Annotated in this window: 15 protein-coding genes; 8 read left to right on the plus strand and 7 right to left on the minus strand. The window is 43.5% G+C overall.

The window, feature by feature from the left end; all coding sequences use genetic code 11:
• Positions 1 to 38 precede the first annotated feature (38 nt).
• Both L1D31_RS01260 and L1D31_RS01265 read left to right on the plus strand, forming a co-directional pair.
• Positions 39 to 1499 (plus strand): PhoPQ-activated protein PqaA family protein, encoded by a 1461-nt coding sequence (locus tag L1D31_RS01260; protein ID WP_239835291.1) that lies wholly within the window; start codon positions 39 to 41, stop codon positions 1497 to 1499.
• A 244-nt stretch (positions 1500 to 1743) separates the two neighbouring features.
• Entirely contained in the window at positions 1744 to 3267 is a 1524-nt protein-coding gene (locus L1D31_RS01265) for an EAL domain-containing protein (RefSeq protein ID WP_239835292.1), read from the plus strand.
• A gap of 42 nt (positions 3268 to 3309) precedes the next feature.
• Here L1D31_RS01265 and L1D31_RS01270 read toward each other — a convergent pair whose 3' ends face one another.
• Complete coding sequence (locus L1D31_RS01270; protein WP_239835293.1) at positions 3310 to 4083, minus strand: helix-turn-helix transcriptional regulator; 774 nt, start codon at positions 4081 to 4083, stop codon at positions 3310 to 3312.
• Positions 4084 to 4177: 94 nt separating this feature from the next.
• Between L1D31_RS01270 and L1D31_RS01275 the strand changes: the two genes are divergently transcribed.
• The gene (locus L1D31_RS01275; protein WP_275666036.1) at positions 4178 to 5314 is read left to right on the plus strand and encodes a multidrug effflux MFS transporter; all 1137 of its coding nucleotides are present in this window, start codon (positions 4178 to 4180) and stop codon (positions 5312 to 5314) included.
• Positions 5315 to 5397: 83 nt separating this feature from the next.
• On the opposite strand, the gene L1D31_RS01280 is transcribed toward L1D31_RS01275, so the two are convergent.
• The gene (locus tag L1D31_RS01280; RefSeq protein WP_239835294.1) at positions 5398 to 6306 is read right to left on the minus strand and encodes a LysR substrate-binding domain-containing protein; all 909 of its coding nucleotides are present in this window, start codon (positions 6304 to 6306) and stop codon (positions 5398 to 5400) included.
• 179 nt (positions 6307 to 6485) lie between these two features.
• Here L1D31_RS01280 and L1D31_RS01285 point away from each other — a divergent pair, with 179 nt between their 5' ends.
• Together L1D31_RS01285 and L1D31_RS01290 are read left to right on the plus strand one after the other, a co-directional pair.
• Positions 6486 to 7256 (plus strand): carbohydrate deacetylase, encoded by a 771-nt coding sequence (locus L1D31_RS01285; RefSeq protein ID WP_239835295.1) that lies wholly within the window; start codon positions 6486 to 6488, stop codon positions 7254 to 7256.
• Between the two features lie 151 nt (positions 7257 to 7407).
• The gene (locus L1D31_RS01290) at positions 7408 to 9261 is read left to right on the plus strand and encodes a hybrid-cluster NAD(P)-dependent oxidoreductase (RefSeq protein WP_239835296.1); all 1854 of its coding nucleotides are present in this window, start codon (positions 7408 to 7410) and stop codon (positions 9259 to 9261) included.
• A 4-nt stretch (positions 9262 to 9265) separates the two neighbouring features.
• Here L1D31_RS01290 and L1D31_RS01295 read toward each other — a convergent pair whose 3' ends face one another.
• Together L1D31_RS01295 and L1D31_RS01300 are read right to left on the minus strand one after the other, a co-directional pair.
• Positions 9266 to 11620 (minus strand): ATP-binding protein, encoded by a 2355-nt coding sequence (locus tag L1D31_RS01295; RefSeq protein WP_239835297.1) that lies wholly within the window; start codon positions 11618 to 11620, stop codon positions 9266 to 9268.
• A 162-nt stretch (positions 11621 to 11782) separates the two neighbouring features.
• On the minus strand, positions 11783 to 12202 hold the full coding sequence (locus tag L1D31_RS01300) for a hypothetical protein (protein ID WP_239835298.1): 420 nt from the start codon (positions 12200 to 12202) through the stop codon (positions 11783 to 11785).
• Positions 12203 to 12580: 378 nt separating this feature from the next.
• On the opposite strand from L1D31_RS01300, the gene L1D31_RS01305 reads away from it, so the two are divergent.
• Positions 12581 to 13633 carry an alpha/beta hydrolase gene (locus L1D31_RS01305; RefSeq protein WP_239835299.1) on the plus strand — a complete coding sequence of 351 codons (1053 nt, stop codon included), beginning with the start codon at positions 12581 to 12583 and terminating at the stop codon, positions 13631 to 13633.
• Positions 13634 to 13787: 154 nt separating this feature from the next.
• On the opposite strand, the gene L1D31_RS01310 is transcribed toward L1D31_RS01305, so the two are convergent.
• Positions 13788 to 14720: a LysR family transcriptional regulator gene (locus L1D31_RS01310; RefSeq protein ID WP_239835300.1), complete on the minus strand. Its 933-nt coding sequence runs from the start codon at positions 14718 to 14720 to the stop codon at positions 13788 to 13790.
• Positions 14721 to 14983: 263 nt separating this feature from the next.
• Between L1D31_RS01310 and L1D31_RS01315 the strand changes: the two genes are divergently transcribed.
• Positions 14984 to 16825, plus strand: coding sequence for a 2-oxoacid:acceptor oxidoreductase subunit alpha (locus tag L1D31_RS01315; protein ID WP_239835301.1), 1842 nt, complete (start codon positions 14984 to 14986; stop codon positions 16823 to 16825).
• Entirely contained in the window at positions 16815 to 17813 is a 999-nt protein-coding gene (locus L1D31_RS01320; protein ID WP_239835302.1) for a 2-oxoacid:ferredoxin oxidoreductase subunit beta, read from the plus strand. The genes L1D31_RS01315 and L1D31_RS01320 overlap by 11 nt, the downstream gene beginning before the upstream one ends.
• 127 nt (positions 17814 to 17940) lie before the next feature.
• Here L1D31_RS01320 and L1D31_RS01325 read toward each other — a convergent pair whose 3' ends face one another.
• Both L1D31_RS01325 and ampC read right to left on the minus strand, forming a co-directional pair.
• Positions 17941 to 18579, minus strand: a complete 639-nt coding sequence (locus tag L1D31_RS01325; RefSeq protein WP_239835303.1) for a CatB-related O-acetyltransferase — start codon at positions 18577 to 18579, stop codon at positions 17941 to 17943.
• A 210-nt stretch (positions 18580 to 18789) separates the two neighbouring features.
• A complete protein-coding gene (gene ampC / locus L1D31_RS01330; protein WP_239835304.1) occupies positions 18790 to 19941 on the minus strand; it encodes a class C beta-lactamase in 1152 nt (383 codons plus the stop codon).
• Positions 19942 to 20079: the final 138 nt, after the last annotated feature.

Consider the following 20079-nt stretch of genomic DNA (forward strand, 5'->3'; position numbering starts at 1 on the left):
GAACTACCCATTGTGTCGCAACTTATAGGAATACATGCATGTTCAAGATTCAAAGATTGAGCACTTTAAGTGCTCATCACTTCATCTGTACACTACTCAGTATTGTCGTCCTCCCCGCAGCAGCGCAGGACATATGTGCCCCACATTCGCTCAACGACAAACCAGAAAATGTATTGCAATGCTTTCTTTCAGAGCCATCACAGAACATGGCTAGCATTGAGCTAATCAAGTCGGAAGCAAAAGATTCTATCGGTATCCATCACTTCAAGCTAATTAGCCAATACTGGCCAAATACGCCTTTAGAGAACATTGGTAAAGAATGGGAACATACTCTTATCATTTATGTCCCTCACACCATTAAGCACCATCAGGCTTTACTGTATATCAATGGCGGCACTAATGTTCCTCAAGACGCTCACGGGAACCCTCAGCCAGAGTCCTTAGCTTTACAAAAGATTGCCTTGAACAACGCTTCGATAGTTGCGGATCTACATGATGTGCCGAACCAGTATTTGTTTTTTAACGATGGAATACCGAGAAAGGAAGATAGCATTGTGGCTTATAGCTGGAATCGTTATATGGATGACCCAGCAAACAATGCCTATTGGTCTGCACACTTACCCATGGTTAAGTCGGTTGTTCAAGCAATGAACGCTGTGCAAGAAGCATCAAGGAATCAAGGTTTTACGAAACCTGAACACTTCGTATTAGCAGGAGCAAGCAAACGAGGGTGGGTAGCATGGTTAACGTCACTGGTTGACACTCGCGTCAACGGGCTGATCCCTATTGTCGCTGATATTTTAAATACCGACGATAACATTCGCCACATTCATGCCAGCATTGGGGACTGGCCAATTGCGTTTCATGATTACGTATCTCAAGGCGTAGTCGATAGAATTGATACGCCAAACTTCACTAAATTGATGCGTATTGAGGACCCCCTTGCTTACTCAAATTTACCTGAATACGCAGATCGACTTTCTATTCCAAAATATATTATCAATGCCTCATCAGATGACTTTTTTACTCCAGACTCTCTGCTTCAATACATTGATAAACTGCCAGGTGAAAACATGGTTCGAATATTACCTAATCAATCACATTCGATTGATTCCAAAATCATCAGCACGGCTCTTAATGAGTACTACGCTATGTTCCTTGATAATCACTCTTATCCCTCAGTGACATGGAGATACGACAAAAAACATACCGTAATCACGACAGATTTTGTTCCAGAAAAGCAAGCAACACTTTGGTCTGCATACAACCCCAATGGGCGTGATTTTCGCATATTTCCTACCAATATTAGGTACAGCGCAAATACGATAAAAGGCCGCTGTAATGAGAGAAAATGTACGTTTACTCTACCTAAAGTGACAAATACCGTCGGTTGGACGTCTAGGTTTATTGAATTCAACTATAAAGAAGGAAAACATGAGATAACCGTGACCTCTCCTGCGTTTGTCTCGCCCAATACCTACCCACAACCCAATCAGTAACATAAAATCTCGGTTTACTTATGATAAAACATTTCCGACTGCATATTGAGATCAACTGCTTGCAGGCCTAAAATCATCAGGGCTCAAGTTATGCGCACCAATGACGTATTCAGGACACCAGTTTTGTGTCACCGTTATTGAGACATTCAAAGCTTCCCAACATAGTTGGGGGGCTGCCCAGCTTAAATAGCATTGACTTACAAGCGATACACTCACTCATTAACACGCAGAAACGAGGTAAACTATGTCACTAAACACGATGCGCACTTTAATACTAGGCATTGCGACGGTGACATTTTTGGTGCTGCTTGCACTGGCTAATTTTTCTATTATGCAATTTCAACTGTCCAAGCAATCAGCATTTACTGAAAGGTTACTCGCCCATACTGAACGTGTTGTGCAAGATGTGATGACGGCTATCGATGAAGCTCAAGAAAAGCCACTTGAGCAATGCTCTTCTGCTAGCATTGATGAGTTTCAACTTCTCGCGAATTATCATTATTTTGTCTATGACATTGGTTTGATCGAAAAAGACACACTCGTATGCACCGCCAACTGGGGTCTCTTAGATTCACCTCCTCCTTTGATTGATAAGCAAAGCCAAGAGACTTCAGCGCTGCAAATTTATACAGATACTAACAACCTTTTTCCGGCTGATTTACCTTTGGTTGCCTTTAGAGTAGGCTCCATTGCTGCATTTGCATCACTGGATTTTTATGCTCAGTATTCGCGATTGGCTCCTGATTTTTCTTATCGCATTTTATCCCAAGGCCCGTCTCAGACTCTTGCTTCGTATGAAGCCCTCGACTCAGAAGCCTTTGAGCTACCTTTCCTATATCAACAGATTCAGCAATGCAGTGACACACTGCCTATTTGTATAGACACAAATAACAAGCGTTCTGGTATCTTGTATTTATCAGCTCCCGCGCTCATTGTCGTGGTTCTGATATGCGCTTTGCTCAGTGCCTTACTCACTTATTGGTGGGCTTCCGTTCAAAAGCGACGTGCCTCCATGGAGCATCGATTTCAAGAAGCTCTCAAGCATAAGCGGTTACATTTAGCCTACCAACCTATTGTTGATGCCCGATCTGAACATATTGTCGGAGTTGAGTCGCTACTTAGATGGCACGATGAACGACTAGGCCATGTATCGCCAGAATTTGTCATTCAGATGGCTGAGGAGCTATCACTTTATGCTCAATTGTCTGAATTCATCGTCGATACCGCATTATCAGAGATGGAGGCCCTGCTACGTTCGGACTCCTCGTTTTTCATCGCATTGAATGTTTCATCTTACGAGATACTTCACTTGGACTATCTTGAGGCCCTGATCGATAAAGTGGCCTCAAAGGGGATTAACCCTAGCCAAATTAAACTTGAGATTACTGAAAGAGTGGAATTGGATATTCCTTACCTGAGGGCATTTTCACAAAAAGCGAAAGGACTCGGTTTTATTGTGGCTCTGGACGATTTTGGAACAGGGTTAGCAAACTTGGTGTGGCTGACGGAAATAGATTTTAGCGAGATAAAAATAGACCGTATTTTTACACAATCTTTATCCAATGATCTCAAGCGAGAGTTGGTTACACATATTATTGTAATGATAAACCAATTGAATAAACCGCTCATTTTTGAGGGCATTGAGCACCCATCGGAGCTGGCACATATCAAACAGCTTTGTGACAGCCCCAAAGCACAGGGTTGGTTATTTTATCGAGCAATGCCAAAAGATGAACTTGAATCCATATTGGGCAAGCCCTCACTCTAAACGGGGCGAGCAGTCATGTATGATTTTCTTTCTCGCGCCCGCTTACTCATTATTTTGATAATGGAGTGGCGTATACCCTGTGTGTTTTTTGAAAAAACTGATAAAAGCACTATCGCTTGAAAAGGCTAATTTATCAGCTACTTGGTTAACTTGTAAGTCATCGGCTAATAAGTTCATTGCTTTAAGTAACCGCCATTGCTGACGCCAAGCTTGGTAACTCATGCCCGTCTCAGCTTTGAAAATACGGCTGACCGTCTTCGCACTCATTCCAATTTGTTTAGAGAATGTGTTGAGTTGTTCAGGTAACAAATGATCTTGTTTAAGGTCTGATAACCAAGTTTGTAACCTCGGATGTTTCGGCATTTTTAACTGCCAATATTCGCGTGGTGCGCTCTTTACTTCTTCCAAAAAAAGAGCAAGTACCGTTTTTTGGTCACCCACAGGCATATCCCATTGCCAATGAGCCATCCTTTCAATCAGCTCTCTCAGTAAAGGATTGACTTCCATTATCTGGACCTTGTCAAAGTCAGGCAACACAGTGTCAAGCGAGAAGTAAAGTGAACGGTACTCAACGACACCAGTCATTAACACTCTGTGTACCATTCCAGCAGGAATCCAAACAGCGCGGCTAGGAGGAAGCAAACATATCCGCTGATCCAATTCAATACTCATACACCCTGCTTGAGCAAACAGCAGCTGGTGAGAGCGATGCGTATGTAGGCCAGAGTCATGCACAGCGAGCTTTGAGGCCACACCTACAACCATGGCATCGATTAAATCAGGATTAAAATCTTGCTGCGGATGAATGATTGCCATAATGTCCTATTTTTGATGTATTTAGTCTTAATTACTATAACAGAGCTTTAAGCGAAACTTTACAATGGCCGCCACTTAATTAATGGAGGTTATTATGATTTCTAAAGTTCCGCCTCTATGGCTAGCGGTGGTATTAATGATGTTTCCACAAATCGTGGAGACAATCTACAGTCCAGCTCTTACTGATATCGCTCATCAGTTTAATGTTAGCGATGCTAAAGCATCTCAAACACTTTCCGTCTACTTTCTAGCATTTGCTATCGGAGTGGTGTTTTGGGGAAGGCTAAGTGACTTAATCGGAAGACGCCCAGCTATGCTTGCAGGTTTACTGACGTATGGACTTGGTGCACTACTCGCTTTAGTCACAAACAAGTTTGAAATATTGTTGTTGGCGCGTGTCATTTCTGCATTTGGTGCCGCAGTGGGTTCGGTCATTACTCAGACAATGCTGCGTGATTGCTATGATGGTTCTGAATTAGCAAAAGTATTCTCCGTCATGGGGGTTGCTCTCTCAATTAGCCCTGTCATAGGCCTATTGAGCGGTGGGTTACTTGCTGAATACTATGGCTATGTCGGTGTTTTCAGTGGTTTGATGCTACTCGCAATGCTTCTATTGCTCATAGCAGTATGGGGGTTACCTGAAACTAGGCCCATGACAACCTCTAAGGTACAGATGTGGCCCTTGATAAAGCGAATGTCAAAAGACTCAACACTTTGGCTAAACGCCTTACTGGTTGCTATTTTCAACTCAATGTTGTTTGGGTATTACAGCCTCGCACCATTTTTGTTTTCAGATATTGGTATGACAGCAAAAGACTTTGGCTACTCCGGTGTAGTGCTTGCTATGGCGACATTTATTGGTAGCATGATGAATAAGCACCTTCTCAATAAGGGATGGTCACCCATGGCACTGACCAAACTCGCCGTTGGTATAGCGCTCATGTGTGGAACAGCGGTATGGCTGACTCAATCATCACTGTGGTTCTTGTTACCTATGATGGGCGCTGTGATCTCATTTGGTCTCGCAATACCAAATATCTTGAGCCAAGCTTTAGTCGATTACAAAGAGGTTGCGGGGAGCGCTGGCGCATTATTTGGCCTAGCTTATTACTTGTTGCTAAGTATAGGGCTAGGTCTGGCTGGTGCCATGCAGTCGCTGGGATTAGTCTTGACGCTGTGCGGTGTCGCCGCAACGATTTGTGCTTTTTTGTTACATACAAGAAATCGTTGATTTCATTATTCCCAACTCAAAGCCTAGCAGCGATGCTAGGCTTCTTTAGTCTATAGCGAACCAGGCTCTACTGCTCCATCCCATTAGCCCATATGATTATTCTTACTATTCACCTCAGCGTGAATCCAACGAGAGAAGGCTTGAAATTTTGCTCTTGATTCCATCCCCTTAGGACATACCAGGTCGTAGCCTTTCCCTGATTCAATCCTTGGAAAAGGTGCCACCAGCTTTCCTGCATTAATTAAGGGAAGAGCAAACTCTAGCCGTGCTAGAAAGACCCCTAGAGATAACTCTGCTGCCTCCATTGCTAGGCGGTTATCACTATAAAAGTCACATTTTTTCTTACAATCAATATTGGCCCCCATTTCATCTAGCCAATACTGCCATGCACTCGTATCCCCCCTATGAATAAAATTCACCCGAGAAAGTGACTCAATTCCACTATGAAGGTTAAGTTCTTGAGCATAAGAGGCGCTGCATACTGGAGTCCTGATGCCAGAAAAAAGTCGTTCACTATAGTGATTGGGGTAGCGCCCTTCGCTATAAAAAATAGCTACATCGTATGGTTCAAACTGAAAATCAGATTGGTTCTGCTTCGTCTGCAACTTAATACTTAAACTTGGGTATTGCCGCCGAAGTGAGGGTAAGCGAGGGATCAACCATGCCGAAGCAAAATAAGGTGAGGTGGCTATGTATAAATCGCCAGTAAGTTCCCCCGTTTGGATATCGGATAATACAGAAAAGATAGATTCGAACGAACTATTGAGTGTAGTTAACACCCTCCTCCCCTCTGGTGTAAGTTCTAGCCTTCTTGTTTTTCGGATAAACAAGTTGAATTTAAGTAACCCCTCAAGCTTTTTTATTCGCTGACTGATCGCTCCTTGCGTTAAGAAAAGCTCTTCAGCGGCATCGGTAAAGCTCAAATGACGAGCAGCCACACTGAATGTATACAGTAGCGAAAGGAGTTGCTGTTGGTTAGCTGGCACACCCATGCATTACCTCAATTAATTTATATTGGGAGAATATTAGTTTGTTAGACGAAAAATCACATTATAAATTAATCAAGCTAATATCCACCATAAAAATGCTTAGTTTGGCGTAAGAGAGAAGCTCGAAGCTGTCACTACATTAATGCCAGTATTATTCATTTTAATCATTCAGGTTATGCCGTATGAAACTTATATTGAATGCAGATGACTTTGGTCTTACAGAGTCAGTAAATTTAGGTATTGCCGACTGTTTTCACGCAGGAACGGTAAAATCCACAACCATCATGATGAACCAGCCAGCGGTAAACCACGCAATACAACTCTACAAAAGTGGATTAATTCGTCATGTTGGGCTCCATTTTACAGTGACATCAGGCAAGCCTATTTCCAAGCCTGAAGCCATACCGACTCTCGTAGACAAAAATGGTAATTTTTTCTCGAGAACAGCGCTATTTAGTAAGTCAGAGGTGTCCGCTGACGATATAAAAAGAGAGTTACTGGCACAATATCAAGCCGCGCTAGACGCAGGGTTAAAAATCAGCCACATCGACAGCCATCATTTTGCTGGCGCATATCGGCCTCTAAAGGCGGGGTTTGTCCAAACAGCGAATGAAATCGGCCTTCCGGTAAGACGGATTGATACCTTTATTCTTGGTCAAGATCGACTTTCTGTGCCTACACCAGATGCATTTGACACTGGCTTTTTTGCAGAAGGCGCCACTATCGAACACCTAAAAGCCATACTGACTGCCTACAAGCAAGCCGTGCCGAATGGCACCATTGAGTTAATGTGCCACCCTGCTAACTCAGTCAGCGAAGAGTTGGAGCAACTGTCTAGTTATACGCATCATCGACGCCAAGAATGGGAGATCTTAACCAGTGACGCGTTTTCCAACTGGTTGAAAGAGAACGATATCGAGTGTATTGGGTTCGACGACATTCATCCTAAGTAAGCGTGCGTCTTCGGTTATGAAGCCATATTCTGTCGCAGCTAACGATCATACTTTCTATTGATTATGCTCTGTAGGCTGAGATAGGCATTTTCTTAGCATCAGCCTACTTTTTATTTCATTCCTCAAAAACATCATTTTAAAAGGGCACATTGTGGTCAATCCTACTGTACTTTCTCAAATAAATGTTTACCCAGTTAAGTCCACTGGTGGAATTTCTCTGTCTTCATCATGGGTCGAAAAGCAAGGCCTCTGTTTTGATCGCCGCTTTATGCTAATGCTAGTGGGTGACTCCCGAGCAATGAGTGCTAAGTACCCGACGATGGTCACTGCACGCCAATACCCGAACATGGTTAAGGTGGCATCAAGCTTACGACCTACGGGAATCGTCTTTACCTATCCCGGCATGCCTCCACTTGAATTGCATTATTCTAATTTCAATATGCACAACACCAACGCAATCGTATGGAGAGATCACTTTTCTGCTTATACGACGACCGATGAAGCGGATGATTGGTTCAGTAAGGTAATAGGCAAACGAGTGACACTCATCTTCACGGGGGAACAGTCCAACCGGATAAGAGAAAACACGGCCCAGCCCGTCAGTTTTGCTGATGGCTTTCCACTATTGCTCATTAGTTCCGCCTCGTTGGATGAGCTCAATAGGCGAAGTAGTGAGGTACATAACATGGCGCAGTTTCGTACCAATCTGATCGTTCAATCCGATGAGCCTTTTATCGAAGATTCATGGAAGCGGATTAAAATCGGTGACGTGGAGTTTGAAACCGTAGAACCTTGTGAGCGCTGTATATTAACCACACTCAATGTTGATCAAGGCGCATTCAGAGCAAACAAGGAGCCACTCAAGACCTTCTCTCGTTTTAGAGCCAACGAGGATGGAAAAATATTTTATGGCCAGAATCTTATCGCAAAAAACGAAGGGATGATCTCAACCAATGACATCGTTGAGGTGCTTGAATATAAAGCCAAAGAACGCTACGAAGATCTCGATGTGAAGCAACAAGAGTTTATTTGTGTGGCCAGAGAAACCGTCGCAAAAGATTTTGAGACCTTCTGGCTCAAGCCCAAGACAGATCACACGCCAAGCTACAAAGCTGGTCAGCACCTTCCAATTGAAGTGTTGATCGATAATCAGCGCGTAAAACGAACCTATACCCTCTCCTCTAGTCCAACTCGGCCAGAACGCTTGGCCATTTCGGTGAAGCGAGTCCATGGCGGTAAAGTGTCCAATTGGCTGCTTGATCATCTTCAAACCGGGGGAACAGTTATCGCGGACCAACCAAAAGGGAGTTTTCACCTTTCAGAAGCGTCAAATTCCCCTTTATTATTACTGTCAGCGGGTAGCGGGGTAACCCCTATGATGTCGATACTGCGTGATTTAACAGATAGAAATGATACTCGTGACATCGTGTTCTATCACCAATGCGTGGCCGAAGATGATATACCTTTCAAACAAGAGCTGAGACTCATCAGCGAGCACCACCCGAATGTAACCATTACCTACCTACTCAGCAAGCCATCAGAACATTGGCCAGGACAAGCAGGGCGGTTTAATCTTTCCCATTTGAAGCAAATTCCAGACTTTAGCTCACGACAAGTCTTTGTTTGTGGGCCTAGTGGCTTCATGGAAAATATTAAAAAATTAATGCTAACCAACGAACTAAGAGAAGAACAATATCACCAAGAAACCTTTGGTATTTCAAGAGCCCCCTTGCCGCCCTATAAAAAGGTTAAAGTTTGCCTAGATGGAGTGGTATTTGAAGGTGACAACCAGAGCACTATCCTTGAGCAAGCCGAAGCTGCTGGTCTTTCCATCTCCAACAGCTGTAGAGCCGGATTCTGCGGAGCGTGTAAATGCACCGTTAAATCAGGTTCCGTGCACCAAGCCGATGCCCCCGCAATTCAAGACAGTGAAAAAGCACAAGGTCAGGTGTTGGCGTGCTGTGCGGTACCTAACACTGACATAAACCTCGCTTGCTTTAAATAGCGTATTATTCAGTCTTATCCTGAGATAAGGCTAAAATTTGCCATGCTAACTTGCTGCACCATGCTGCGCCTTCTTGCGCCGATATGGGCTTTTTCTCTCGCAGCAAACTCTCTAAGCGCGCGACGCTCTTTATAAACGCCGCATCTTTAGACATCAGAGCAACCCCATGAAGGCGGTGCGCGTAATACAACTGATGCTTAATGTCTCCATTGTTAAATGCCAGTTCCAACGATCTCAAATCGGCTTCGACAAGTGTGCATTGTTCTTGGGTAAATAACTGTGTAGAAGACAAGGCCGCAGCCATCATGGCCGCTTGCTCACACCACTTATTTAAAACCGGAACTAAGTTTTCAAAACTTATCGGCTTATGAAGTACGTCATCCATACCACTGGCATAACACTTTTCAACATGCTTTTGCTCGTTTAGCGCAGAGATGGCCACAATGGGAGTATGATCTAATTCAAGTTGTTCTTCCCTATCGCGTATCTTTTCAGCCACCTGATAACCACTATAACCAGGAAGATGACAATCCAGTAAAATCATACTGTAATAGTTTTCATCTTCGAGCAGTGCCAGTGCGGCTTCCCCACTGTCAACGCTCTCCACATGACATCCTAAAGAGCGCAACTGCTCACAAATAAGTTGTCGGTTTACCGGATGATCTTCAACGACTAAGACAGAGGTTTCATCATTAAATTGAGCACCGCTTTGTTCAACAGAACAAGCGTGCATTTCTTGTTCGGACGCCAGTTCTAAAGGCAACGACAGCGATACTCGCGTTCCTTTGCCCAGCTCACTATGTAAAGTTAACTTTCCTCCCATTAACTGCGCAAACTGGTTTGAGATGTATAGCCCTAACCCACTTCCACTCCGGCTCACTCCACTATTTGATTGCTCCCAAGCTTTAAACACTTTGGCTTGCGCTTCTTTTTCGATACCTTGCCCTTCATCACGGACATCGATGACTACAGAGGGTTCACTGTTATTTCTTACAACCTCCCACGACATAAGAATTTCTCCACTAGAAGAAAATTTAATCGCATTTGATACTAGATTATGGAGAATTTGCCTTAATCGTTGAGCATCACTTTTAATGAAAAGTCCTTCGGCGTCAGTCCTTTCTTTCAACCTCAGCACTAAACCTTTGTTGATTGCTGAGGGCTGATGGCTATCACAAACCGACTTTAATAGTTCCCCAACATCAATAGCCTCTTTGCGAATCGTCATACTTTCAGATTCTAAACGCGAATAATCCAGAATATCGTTTAACAGTTCCATTAGGTTGTTCGCAGATTGCCGCGCTAAGCTTAGGTACTTTTGCTCTTGTTGTGGTGTATCACATTGCTTAAGTAAGTCCAAAGAAGCCATTACCGCATTCAATGGCGTTCGAATCTCATGACTCATTACAGCAAGAAAACGGGCTTTACTCTTTTCACTGGCTTGCGCTCGTCGTCGGCTTATCCAAACCTGACGCATGGCAACCAAAAGCACACAAATTAAAATGCTGTATGTAACAGCCTCGTAGCGATAGTAATACAGCACCGTTTTTACTGGAGGAACTCCCAATTGGAGAGTGTTACCCCACTGATTAAAAATCTTCTCCGTTTGCTCAGCGGTCAATGCTTGAAGCGATTTGTTCAAAATAGAGAGCAACACAGGCTTTGAACTATCTACAGCCATACTCAAACCAATAGAAGCTTCAGGTAGGCTACCCGTAATGGATAGGCTCATCGGAGCATATCGCTGCACAATTGGACGCATCGTGAGTTCTGTATCTAGAACGGCATAAACATCGCCCTCTTCAATAGCTTCGATGGCATGAAGAGCATCCTCGAATTCAACCAACATGATTTGGGGATGATGCTTAGTTAACCAATCACTAAAGAAAAGATTATTTTTCAGTACACCCAGTTTTTTACCATAGAGTTGCCTAAGGGAATAAACGGTAGCTTTGTCTGATTTCGAAACCACTAGGGCCCCAACGTTTAGATAGGGGATAGTCAGTAGCCAGTGTTTATCTTCCATTGCAAAACGCTGTGAAACTAGCGAAATCAAGTCAACGGTTTGACTGTTACCATTGGCCGTATCATCTGACACTGCGCGGAACGTTAAACCAGAAATTTCAGAGATAATATCCAGATAATCTTTTGACAACCCAACATGATGCCCTTCTTGCTCAAAGTCGACTGGCCAACTATCAGGATAAGCGTACCAAACAACAGGGTTAGCCCTTATCCACTGTTTTTCTTCTTGACTGAACAACTCATGAGCCTGGGTCGGCATCGCCCAGAGTATCATCATTAACTGCATAACAAGGTTACGACAGAGTCGAGCGATTTTGAATAAAAGTGCAATCATAGAAGTGAGCCAGTACGAGTCATAGCGAGTGGAAGAGCAATCAATAGTAAACACGAACAACTGAGCTTATTGCCGCGTCATCACCTTAAAATTAACGAGGCCAAAACTACATTCACTGCAGTTTTGGCCTAAAAATATCAGCCTATCGGTACGTCATACAATTCAATAACGACGAACCAAAGTAAACTCATCTGATTTTAACAAGTTTCCCCCATTTGCCAATCGGTATAGTGTGACACGATCCGATTCAGCGATCAGATACTTATCCTCTACTGTGATGGTTTCTAGGGACTCAGCACCTTCATTATTTTGACTCGAAGCCACTTCAGCCATCTTTCCTGGAGCCTCACCGCTACGCAATATCTTGATAGATACACTACCTGAATAAATGGTTTTACCCGCTATTTCAGAAATAGAGTCTGCTTCTATTTCAAACTTTTCTTCGGGTCCAAATAAAATCTCGGCATTTCCAATATACTTTTGCACTTGATAGTTTTTATTTGCGCTTATTTCCACTGCGAATGACGGTGCCGAGAACAAAAAGTACACTAGCATACTTTTCATCATCACATTTCGTTTCATGACTCCTCCGAGGTTTAGCCTGTATTTTAAAAGGACACAAACGGAATGTTGTGTCGCTTTACGATATTAGCCGCCCCTACTCATTCACAACTAGAACTACCCTATGACTTTTATATGACATCGCTTATATTTTATATTTATTTATATGCATGCCTATGTTTTTAAAAGATTTAAAACAAAAAAACAAAAGTAAACATCGTAATTGAATAGAGTTTCTTTATAAATAAAAATGAGATGAAAGATGAACTTCACATTGCGATTCATTACATTTTCAGCGTTTAAAAATAGGAATCCTCTGATTTGAAACCACTCACTATTTACGTTTAATTCCAAGTCTTATTAACCGTATATAAACTCAACGACTTGGAAACCATTTATATGCAAAGTTTAGTCTCGTATTCATTAGTGAGAAACATACTTCTTTCCTCAACCGCACTGTTCTACGCTTCCGTGTGTGCAGCTGAAATAACAAACTTGGATAGGTTCCCTATCCCAAGTGCCGCTAGCGAAGAGCTACAAAACGCCATAAAGCAAGGTTACGTTTACCCTGAAGAAATTACGGCGAACAAACCAACCAATGAGCAAGAATGGCAGGAGCTAATTGAAACTGTTGATGGAGCTGGGATCACGTTAGAAAATTTAGAAGACTGGTTCGGAATTGAAGCAACAGAGCGTAATGTGGGAGGCGTACTGACCTATGAGCTCTCCCAACCACAAGCAGACAAGACAGAACCGCAATCTGTTTTCTTATATCTGCATGGCGGTGCCTATGTGTTTAATTCAGGCCCTCTTGGTGCATATGAAGGCGCACTCATCGCTGCATCAGCCAATATAAAGGTTATTGCTGTGGATTACAGAATGCCTCCAAGCCACCCTTACCCTGCTGCACTCAATGACGCTATTCAGGTATATAAAAGCCTGTTGAATCAATACCCAGCTAACAAAATCGCAATTGGCGGTTCCTCTGCCGGTGCCGGGCTAAGTATGGCGGCACTACAAAAATTCCAAGTAATGGGGCTGCCAATGCCGGGAGCCTTATATGCAGGTTCACCTTGGTCAGATCTCTCTGACAGCAGCGACACACTCCATACTTTAGATGGGATTGACCGCGTATTAAACACTTACGATGGGTGGCTAGAAGCTTCCGCTTTGTTGTATGCAAATGGCACAGATCTAAAGACACCATATCTATCACCAATATATGGTAGCTTTGAAAACTACCCGCCCACTTACTTAGTCAGTGGCACACGAGACCTACTGTTAAGTGACACACTTAGAACACACCGAAAACTGCTGGAAAAAGAAATCCCGGTGGAGATCCACATCTTGGAAGGGCTTTCACATGTTGAATACACAATGATTCCCAACTCCCCTGAGGGGCAGCAAGTGTATCAAGGCCTCGCCAAGTTCTTAAAATCGAATCTTAAGTGACCCCCTGACTTCAAGAACGTAGAGTGAAACCCATACCCGTTATGTTTTCACAAGCATAACGGGTATTTTGAAATCGTCAGAGTTTGAAATTAAGTACAGTCATGCATTGAGCGCATGACAACGAATTGAAAGCTGGGATATTCACTTATTGCGCTTAACCACTTCGATACATCCAACTACTGTTCATAGACTCTCCCTGCTCTTCTAGCTTTTCAACCACATAGTCAATAAACACTTTCACTTTAGCGGGCACAAAGTCACGACACGGATAGTATAGGTATACAGCCTGTTCTGGGTTTCTTTGTGGTTGCGACACTAACACCAGCTTTTCTTCTTGGACTAAATCTCGCGCAAGGTAATGAGGCATATAAGCGATACCCGCTCCAAGGCTAGCCAATGTGGCCATCGCGTATCCGTTATCTACAGTGATTTGGTATTCTGGATTGATTTCTATCTGTTGCCCGTTGAACGTCATCACCATGGTCAGTAAACGCCCAGATTGTTTAAAGCGATACATGATCCATTTGTGTTCATTTAGCTGTTCAACGCTATCAGGCCGCCCTTTTTCCCGTAAGTACTCTGGGCTAGCAAACATGCCTAAATCAATAGGACATAACCGTCTAGCAATGAGGTTGCTGTCATTCAGCTTTCCGCTTCGTACGGCGATGTCCATGCCACTTTCCAGTATGTCGGTATATTCATCCGAAAAGCTAAGATCCAGCTTCACCTCTGGATAGAGGCGACAAAACTCGGGCATCAGAGGAGCAATATAGTGCTGGCCGAATGAAAGAGGGAGATTCACTCGAAGTGTCCCCGAAGGAGAACTCGTACTCTGAGCTAATTGTTCCTCACTGTTTTTAAGAAGATCAACCACTTCTCTTGCCGTGTTTAGGTAATTAAAACCAGCTTCAGTGAGCTTTACCTGACGCGTTGTGCGGTGAATCAAGCGAACACCCAAGTTTTGCTCTAACCTTGCAATGGCTTTACTGATAGTCGAAGGTGACTGCCCGAGCTGATTCGCAGCCGAGGTGAAGTTGCCTAAATCAACGACTGATATAAACAGTTTTAATAAATTTAATTTATCCATACTGACCAATAATTAGTGAAATAAGTTCACATCTAATGTGATGAAAAATGTATTTCTGTGCCCCGTGATCTTTCCTAGTATACCGTGACAAGGCTCAATTCCACACCTTAACACTTTTTGCTTTTAGGCTAGATATCTCATAAGTCAGCACTGCACTACACCTTGAAAATTCTGAGTTGTATTCGTCCTTGCCGCTTATTGCTTTTCTGGTCAAAAAATCGCAACACCTATACCTATATTGAACAATGAAAGTCAGAGGTTTTATGACGATAATTCAACTTGAACGCGAAGTCATTTGTTTTGCCGGAGACTCAGGGGATGGTATCCAGTTGCTAGGAGAGCGCTTTTCAGATAACTCATCAAAGCAAGGTAATGATGTAATGACATTACCTGACTACCCAGCAGAAATACGCGCTCCGGCCGGTACCACATCGGGTGTGTCAGCTTTCCAAATGCAGTTCGCTTCTTCCGAGATATTTACACCGGGCGATGAATTTTCCGTCTTGATTGCTTTAAACGCAGCGGCACTGAAAAGCAAGATTTCACAGTTAGCCTGTGGCGGACTCGTCCTTATTGATGTGGATGGCTTTAATAACAAGAACCTTGAGCTTGCCGGATACCAATCTGATCCATTAACCGATGGCAGTTTGGCAAACTACCGGGTCATTGCCGACAGCTTTACTCGCTTGACAGTGCAATCGCTTGCTGAGCTGAATATTGCGCCAAAAATAGTTAAGCGCAGTAAGAATTTCTTTATGCTTGGTATTGTGTGCTGGATTTATAATCGCCCAATGGCGCCAACCATCCAGTGGTTGAATGATAAGTTCTCTGATAAACCACAAGCTCGTGAGGCGAACATCCAGGCACTAAAATCCGGATTCAATTACGCCGATACCACAGAAATATTCAGTGAATGCTATCAAGTTGCCCCCGTGGCTGAAAAGCATGGTCTCTACCGCACTGTATCTGGCAATGAGGCTTTATCATTAGGCTTGATATGCGCCGCCGAAAAGCTAAAACGTCCATTGTTCTTAGGTTCATACCCCATAACACCAGCATCAGATATTCTCCATACCTTGTCTCGCTACGCGCACTTTGGTGTTACAACCTTCCAAGCCGAAGATGAAATTGCTGCCGCTTGCTCAGCTTTAGGCGCATCTTATGCCGGAGGTCTAGGCGTGACATCAACATCTGGCCCCGGGTTATGCTTAAAAGCAGAGACCATTAACCTTGCTGTCATGGCTGAATTACCACTTGTGGTTGTTAATGTTCAGCGCGGTGGCCCTTCAACAGGGTTGCCAACTAAAACCGAGCAATCCGATTTATTACTTTCTTTATATGGCAGGAACGGAGATTCTCCACTGCCCGTTCTGGCTGCCGCGTCACCTGCGGATTGTTTTGAAATGGCCTTAGAAGCAAGTCGTATTGCTACAACCTTTATGACACCTGTAATTTTGTTAAGTGATGGTTATCTAGCTAATGGTTCAGAGTCATGGCTCATCCCTAACCCTGGCGATATCACTTTAAGTCCGAAACCGTCACATTCAGACTCAACACCATTTCAGCCCTATATGCGTGATGAGGTCTACCTCAGCCGAGAATGGGTGACTCCAGGAACCCAAAATAAAATGCACCGCATTGGAGGGTTAGAAAAACAATCAATCACAGGTGAGCCTTCTCACGATCCCGAAAATCATCAACGTATGACCGAGGAAAGAGCCCACAAAATTAGTAATATCCAACATTTCATACCAGAGCAGTCATTAGTCGGGCATCTTCAAGATTCTGTTTTAGTCATTAGTTGGGGAGGCACTCAAGGCACAATAGCAACCGCAATATCACAACTAAGAAAGCAAGGTGCCTCAGTGGCTCATGCCCATATCCAATACCTCAACCCTTTTCCTGCAAACCTCGCGGACATCATCAGTCAGTATGAGCACATAATCGTCTTCGAACTTAATAATCAGCAGTTAATTAATGTCATTCGAGCTCAATTTTCCACTGACGCACACAGCATCACTCAAGTTAAGGGGCTGCCATTTAAGGTTCAAGATGTCATAGATTCGATTCAGCATTACCAAGAGGAAATCAAACATGAAGACTAATGAACTCAACCGCAAAGATTTCGCGTCTGATGTTGAAGTGAAGTGGTGTCGTGGGTGCGGCGACTTCAATGTTCTAAAAACCATGCAGTCAGTACTCGCAAAATCGGGACGGTCCAGAGAGAATACCGTCTTCATTTCTGGTATCGGGTGTTCTTCTCGCTTTCCTTACTATTTGGAAACTTATGGGTTTCACACTATTCACGGCAGAGCGCCAGCGATAGCGACAGGTGTTAAGGCGACCAATCCAGAGCTGGATGTGTGGGTCGTGACCGGTGACGGTGATGCGTTAAGTATTGGAGGTAATCACTTTATCCACGCAATTAGACGCAACCAAGATATTAAGATCTTGCTATTTAATAACGCGGTTTATGGGTTAACGAAAGGGCAATACTCTCCAACCAGTGAGCAAGGGTTTGTTTCCAAATCAAGCCCAGAGGGATCGCCTGACCAAACACTAAAACCATTGGCCGTAGCAGCGTCTGCAGGTGCCACTTTCCTTGCACGAACCTCTGACAATGATCCTACCCATATGACCATGGTTCTAGAAGCCGCTGCCGCCCATACTGGAACAGCGGTTGTTGAAATCTTACAGAACTGCGTTATTTTCAATGACAAAGTCCATGAGCCCTATAACGGGCCAGCAAATAGGAATGAACATTTGCTTTACCTCAAGGAGAATGAACCCTTATTGTATGGCAGACACCACTCCAAAGCACTGACCAACAAAGGGTTTGGGTTTGAGGTCGTGGAATCCGATACTACTAATCTTCTGATGCACTTACCCAATAGTGATAACCCAAACTATGCTTATGCTCTGGCTAACTTGAGTTATCCTGAATTTCCTGTTCCAGTCGGTGTTTTGCGGTCAGTTAACCGCCCAACCTATGACCAAGTGATTCGTCATCAACAACGAGCAGCCGTTGAGAAACATGGCCAGGGTGATCTGCTCACTTTGCTCAAACACAACAGTTACCAACGTGTGTGTTGACCCTATTGAAAATCGGCAAGCCAGTGCTAACTGGCTTGTTTGATAATCATATTTAAAGCTCAAAAACAAAGGAGGCGAATATATTCAGCCTCCTTTGTTTGTTCAAAAAATAATGGTGATCTTGTGTTCAGCTTGCACTGCTATCATATTCTGCGCTGGCTTTTTTCAAACCTTCAATGTCATCTGAACATAGTAACCTTTTTAGGCTTTCAATTTTATCTGCCGGCCAGTCATACACTTTCAGCACCATTAACTCATCAATGGTTTCTTTGGTGAAACGATATCTTACATGCTGAGCGGGTGAACCTGCCACCATACTATAAGGCTCTACATCCTTAGTAACTACGCTATTTGCTGCAATAACCGCCCCTTCTCCAATATTGACACCCGGCATGATCATAGATCTCATGCCTAGCCATACTCCATCACCAATATGAGTATCGCCTTTTCCAACATACGCTTCTTCGATAAAGTCCATAAACGGATATAAGCAAAACCAGTCTGCTCTGTGGGTACTATTACCACCCATCACGATCACAACCTCAGGCGCAATACACACGAAGTCACCGATATGTAACTTATCAACCTTCCATTTTAATTCCCAATCTCGGCTGCCCTCATCACCTTGTAAATATCTGACGACAGACTCTTCAAACCCTGCGTCCCAGCAGTCGCTGTAATAGCTATGTTTACCCTTAATAGTGATATTAGGGTTCGTCACGACTTCATGCAGCAAAGTGGTCTTCGACCAGTGCTTGTTTTTCATTTTAACTCCAGATAAAAATAGAGATTTTGAACTTTTCTAATCACCGTAGATATAGCATCAATCCTACCAAAGCGTATATCGACTTGTCAGTGAATTTATATGTTACTCAACACCTCATGGATCTTTTATCGGTTCAATATCGGGGAATGGGAAAGAGTGTGTGAGCAAGCTCAACGTTAATTTGAGCTGTTAACGTTGAGCGCTTTCTATCTATTGAGTTATAGCACTAATAATGTCGTAAGCCGCTTCCACTCTTTCATTAATTGGATAGCTTTTATTGGCTAGAATCACCACTCCAATTTTTTCAGAGGGTACATACGCCACATACGCGCCAAAACCACCTGTGGAGCCTGTCTTATTGACCCAAGCAGCACCTCCTGGTTTACTAGATTGGCTTTCAGTGACTGGATTAGAAGCGAACATAATCTCTCTTGAGTTCCCCTTTAATAAATCTTGAAGTGAAACCGGGTAGTCATAACTCTCCCAACCAACGGCTTGGGTGAATGGGCCAACATCAAAATACCCTTTATGTGTGCTTTCTATCGCCTTCTCGATATCATCACTTAGAGATATTTTTCCCATATTCGCTTCGATAAAGTGAAGCATATCCGCACTAGTCGATTTAATACCATAAGCTTCAGCGTCAAGCACTCCTGGGCTTACTCGCACTGCTTCATTCTTTGCATTATATCCAAAGGCATATTTGTGCGTTAAATTGCTAGGAACATTTACGAACGTATTGGCCATTCCAAGTTTAGGGAGAATGACCTTTTCCATCATTTCAGCGTAGTCAGACTTCATACTCAAGGCACCGATATAACCATACAAACCGATGCTAGGGTTTGAATACCTCCGCTGTTCACCCGCTTCAAACTCAGGCTGCCAAGATTGGTAATAATTGATCATCCCCTGATGATCGGTCACTTCACTAGGAAATTGAAGAGGTAGCCCACCCGCAGTATAGGTGGAGATGTGTAGTAACTTAGCCTCTCCTAGAGGACTACCATTCAGCTCTGGCATGTAAGCCGAAACTTTATCCCCCATATTCAACTTACCCTTTTGCTCGGCATAGCCAGCCAAAGTTGCCGCGAAAGTCTTACTCACTGAACCCAACTCAAAGATGGTTTCATTGGTTATCGGGCTGTTGGTTTCTTTATCGGCAACGCCATAATCGTAATAGTAACGTTCACCATCTACCGTGACTGCCACAGCCAAGCCCGGGATACCATATTCCTTCATCAGCTCTGCTGCATTTTCATCTACGATATTTTTTAATTTGCTATCTATGGTCGCTTCAGAGCTCGCAAAAGCCGTAAAAGTACTTAACGAACAAATAGTGGCTAACGTGATGTGCAATTTCATTCTTTTATTCACCATCTCATCAAAATTTTAAGTTTATCTGAACGTCTAACAGACAACGAAGGAGCGCTCACAAACACTACAGGACAACGCCCACCTTACGTCCTTGGCCTAACGGCAAGCCACCTATCAAATACAGTC

The organism is Vibrio sp. Isolate23, assembly GCF_022398095.1.
GTDB lineage: Bacteria > Pseudomonadota > Gammaproteobacteria > Enterobacterales > Vibrionaceae > Vibrio > Vibrio coralliilyticus_A.

Excerpts from the sequence above, each read along its gene's own strand:
- L1D31_RS01265 (WP_239835292.1), top strand. The coding sequence starts at position 1,744 with ATGTCACTAAACACGATGCGCACTTTAATACTAGGCATTGCGACGGTG.
- L1D31_RS01270 (WP_239835293.1), bottom strand. The coding sequence starts at position 4,083 with ATGGCAATCATTCATCCGCAGCAAGATTTTAATCCTGATTTAATCGAT.
- L1D31_RS01295 (WP_239835297.1), bottom strand. The coding sequence starts at position 11,620 with ATGATTGCACTTTTATTCAAAATCGCTCGACTCTGTCGTAACCTTGTT.
- L1D31_RS01285 (WP_239835295.1), top strand. The coding sequence starts at position 6,486 with ATGAAACTTATATTGAATGCAGATGACTTTGGTCTTACAGAGTCAGTA.
- L1D31_RS01315 (WP_239835301.1), top strand. The coding sequence starts at position 14,984 with ATGACGATAATTCAACTTGAACGCGAAGTCATTTGTTTTGCCGGAGAC.
- ampC (WP_239835304.1), bottom strand. The coding sequence starts at position 19,941 with ATGAAATTGCACATCACGTTAGCCACTATTTGTTCGTTAAGTACTTTT.
- L1D31_RS01325 (WP_239835303.1), bottom strand. The coding sequence starts at position 18,579 with ATGAAAAACAAGCACTGGTCGAAGACCACTTTGCTGCATGAAGTCGTG.
- L1D31_RS01275 (WP_275666036.1), top strand. The coding sequence starts at position 4,178 with ATGATTTCTAAAGTTCCGCCTCTATGGCTAGCGGTGGTATTAATGATG.
- L1D31_RS01260 (WP_239835291.1), top strand. The coding sequence starts at position 39 with ATGTTCAAGATTCAAAGATTGAGCACTTTAAGTGCTCATCACTTCATC.
- L1D31_RS01320 (WP_239835302.1), top strand. The coding sequence starts at position 16,815 with ATGAAGACTAATGAACTCAACCGCAAAGATTTCGCGTCTGATGTTGAA.
- L1D31_RS01305 (WP_239835299.1), top strand. The coding sequence starts at position 12,581 with ATGCAAAGTTTAGTCTCGTATTCATTAGTGAGAAACATACTTCTTTCC.
- L1D31_RS01310 (WP_239835300.1), bottom strand. The coding sequence starts at position 14,720 with ATGGATAAATTAAATTTATTAAAACTGTTTATATCAGTCGTTGATTTA.
- L1D31_RS01280 (WP_239835294.1), bottom strand. The coding sequence starts at position 6,306 with ATGGGTGTGCCAGCTAACCAACAGCAACTCCTTTCGCTACTGTATACA.
- L1D31_RS01300 (WP_239835298.1), bottom strand. The coding sequence starts at position 12,202 with ATGAAACGAAATGTGATGATGAAAAGTATGCTAGTGTACTTTTTGTTC.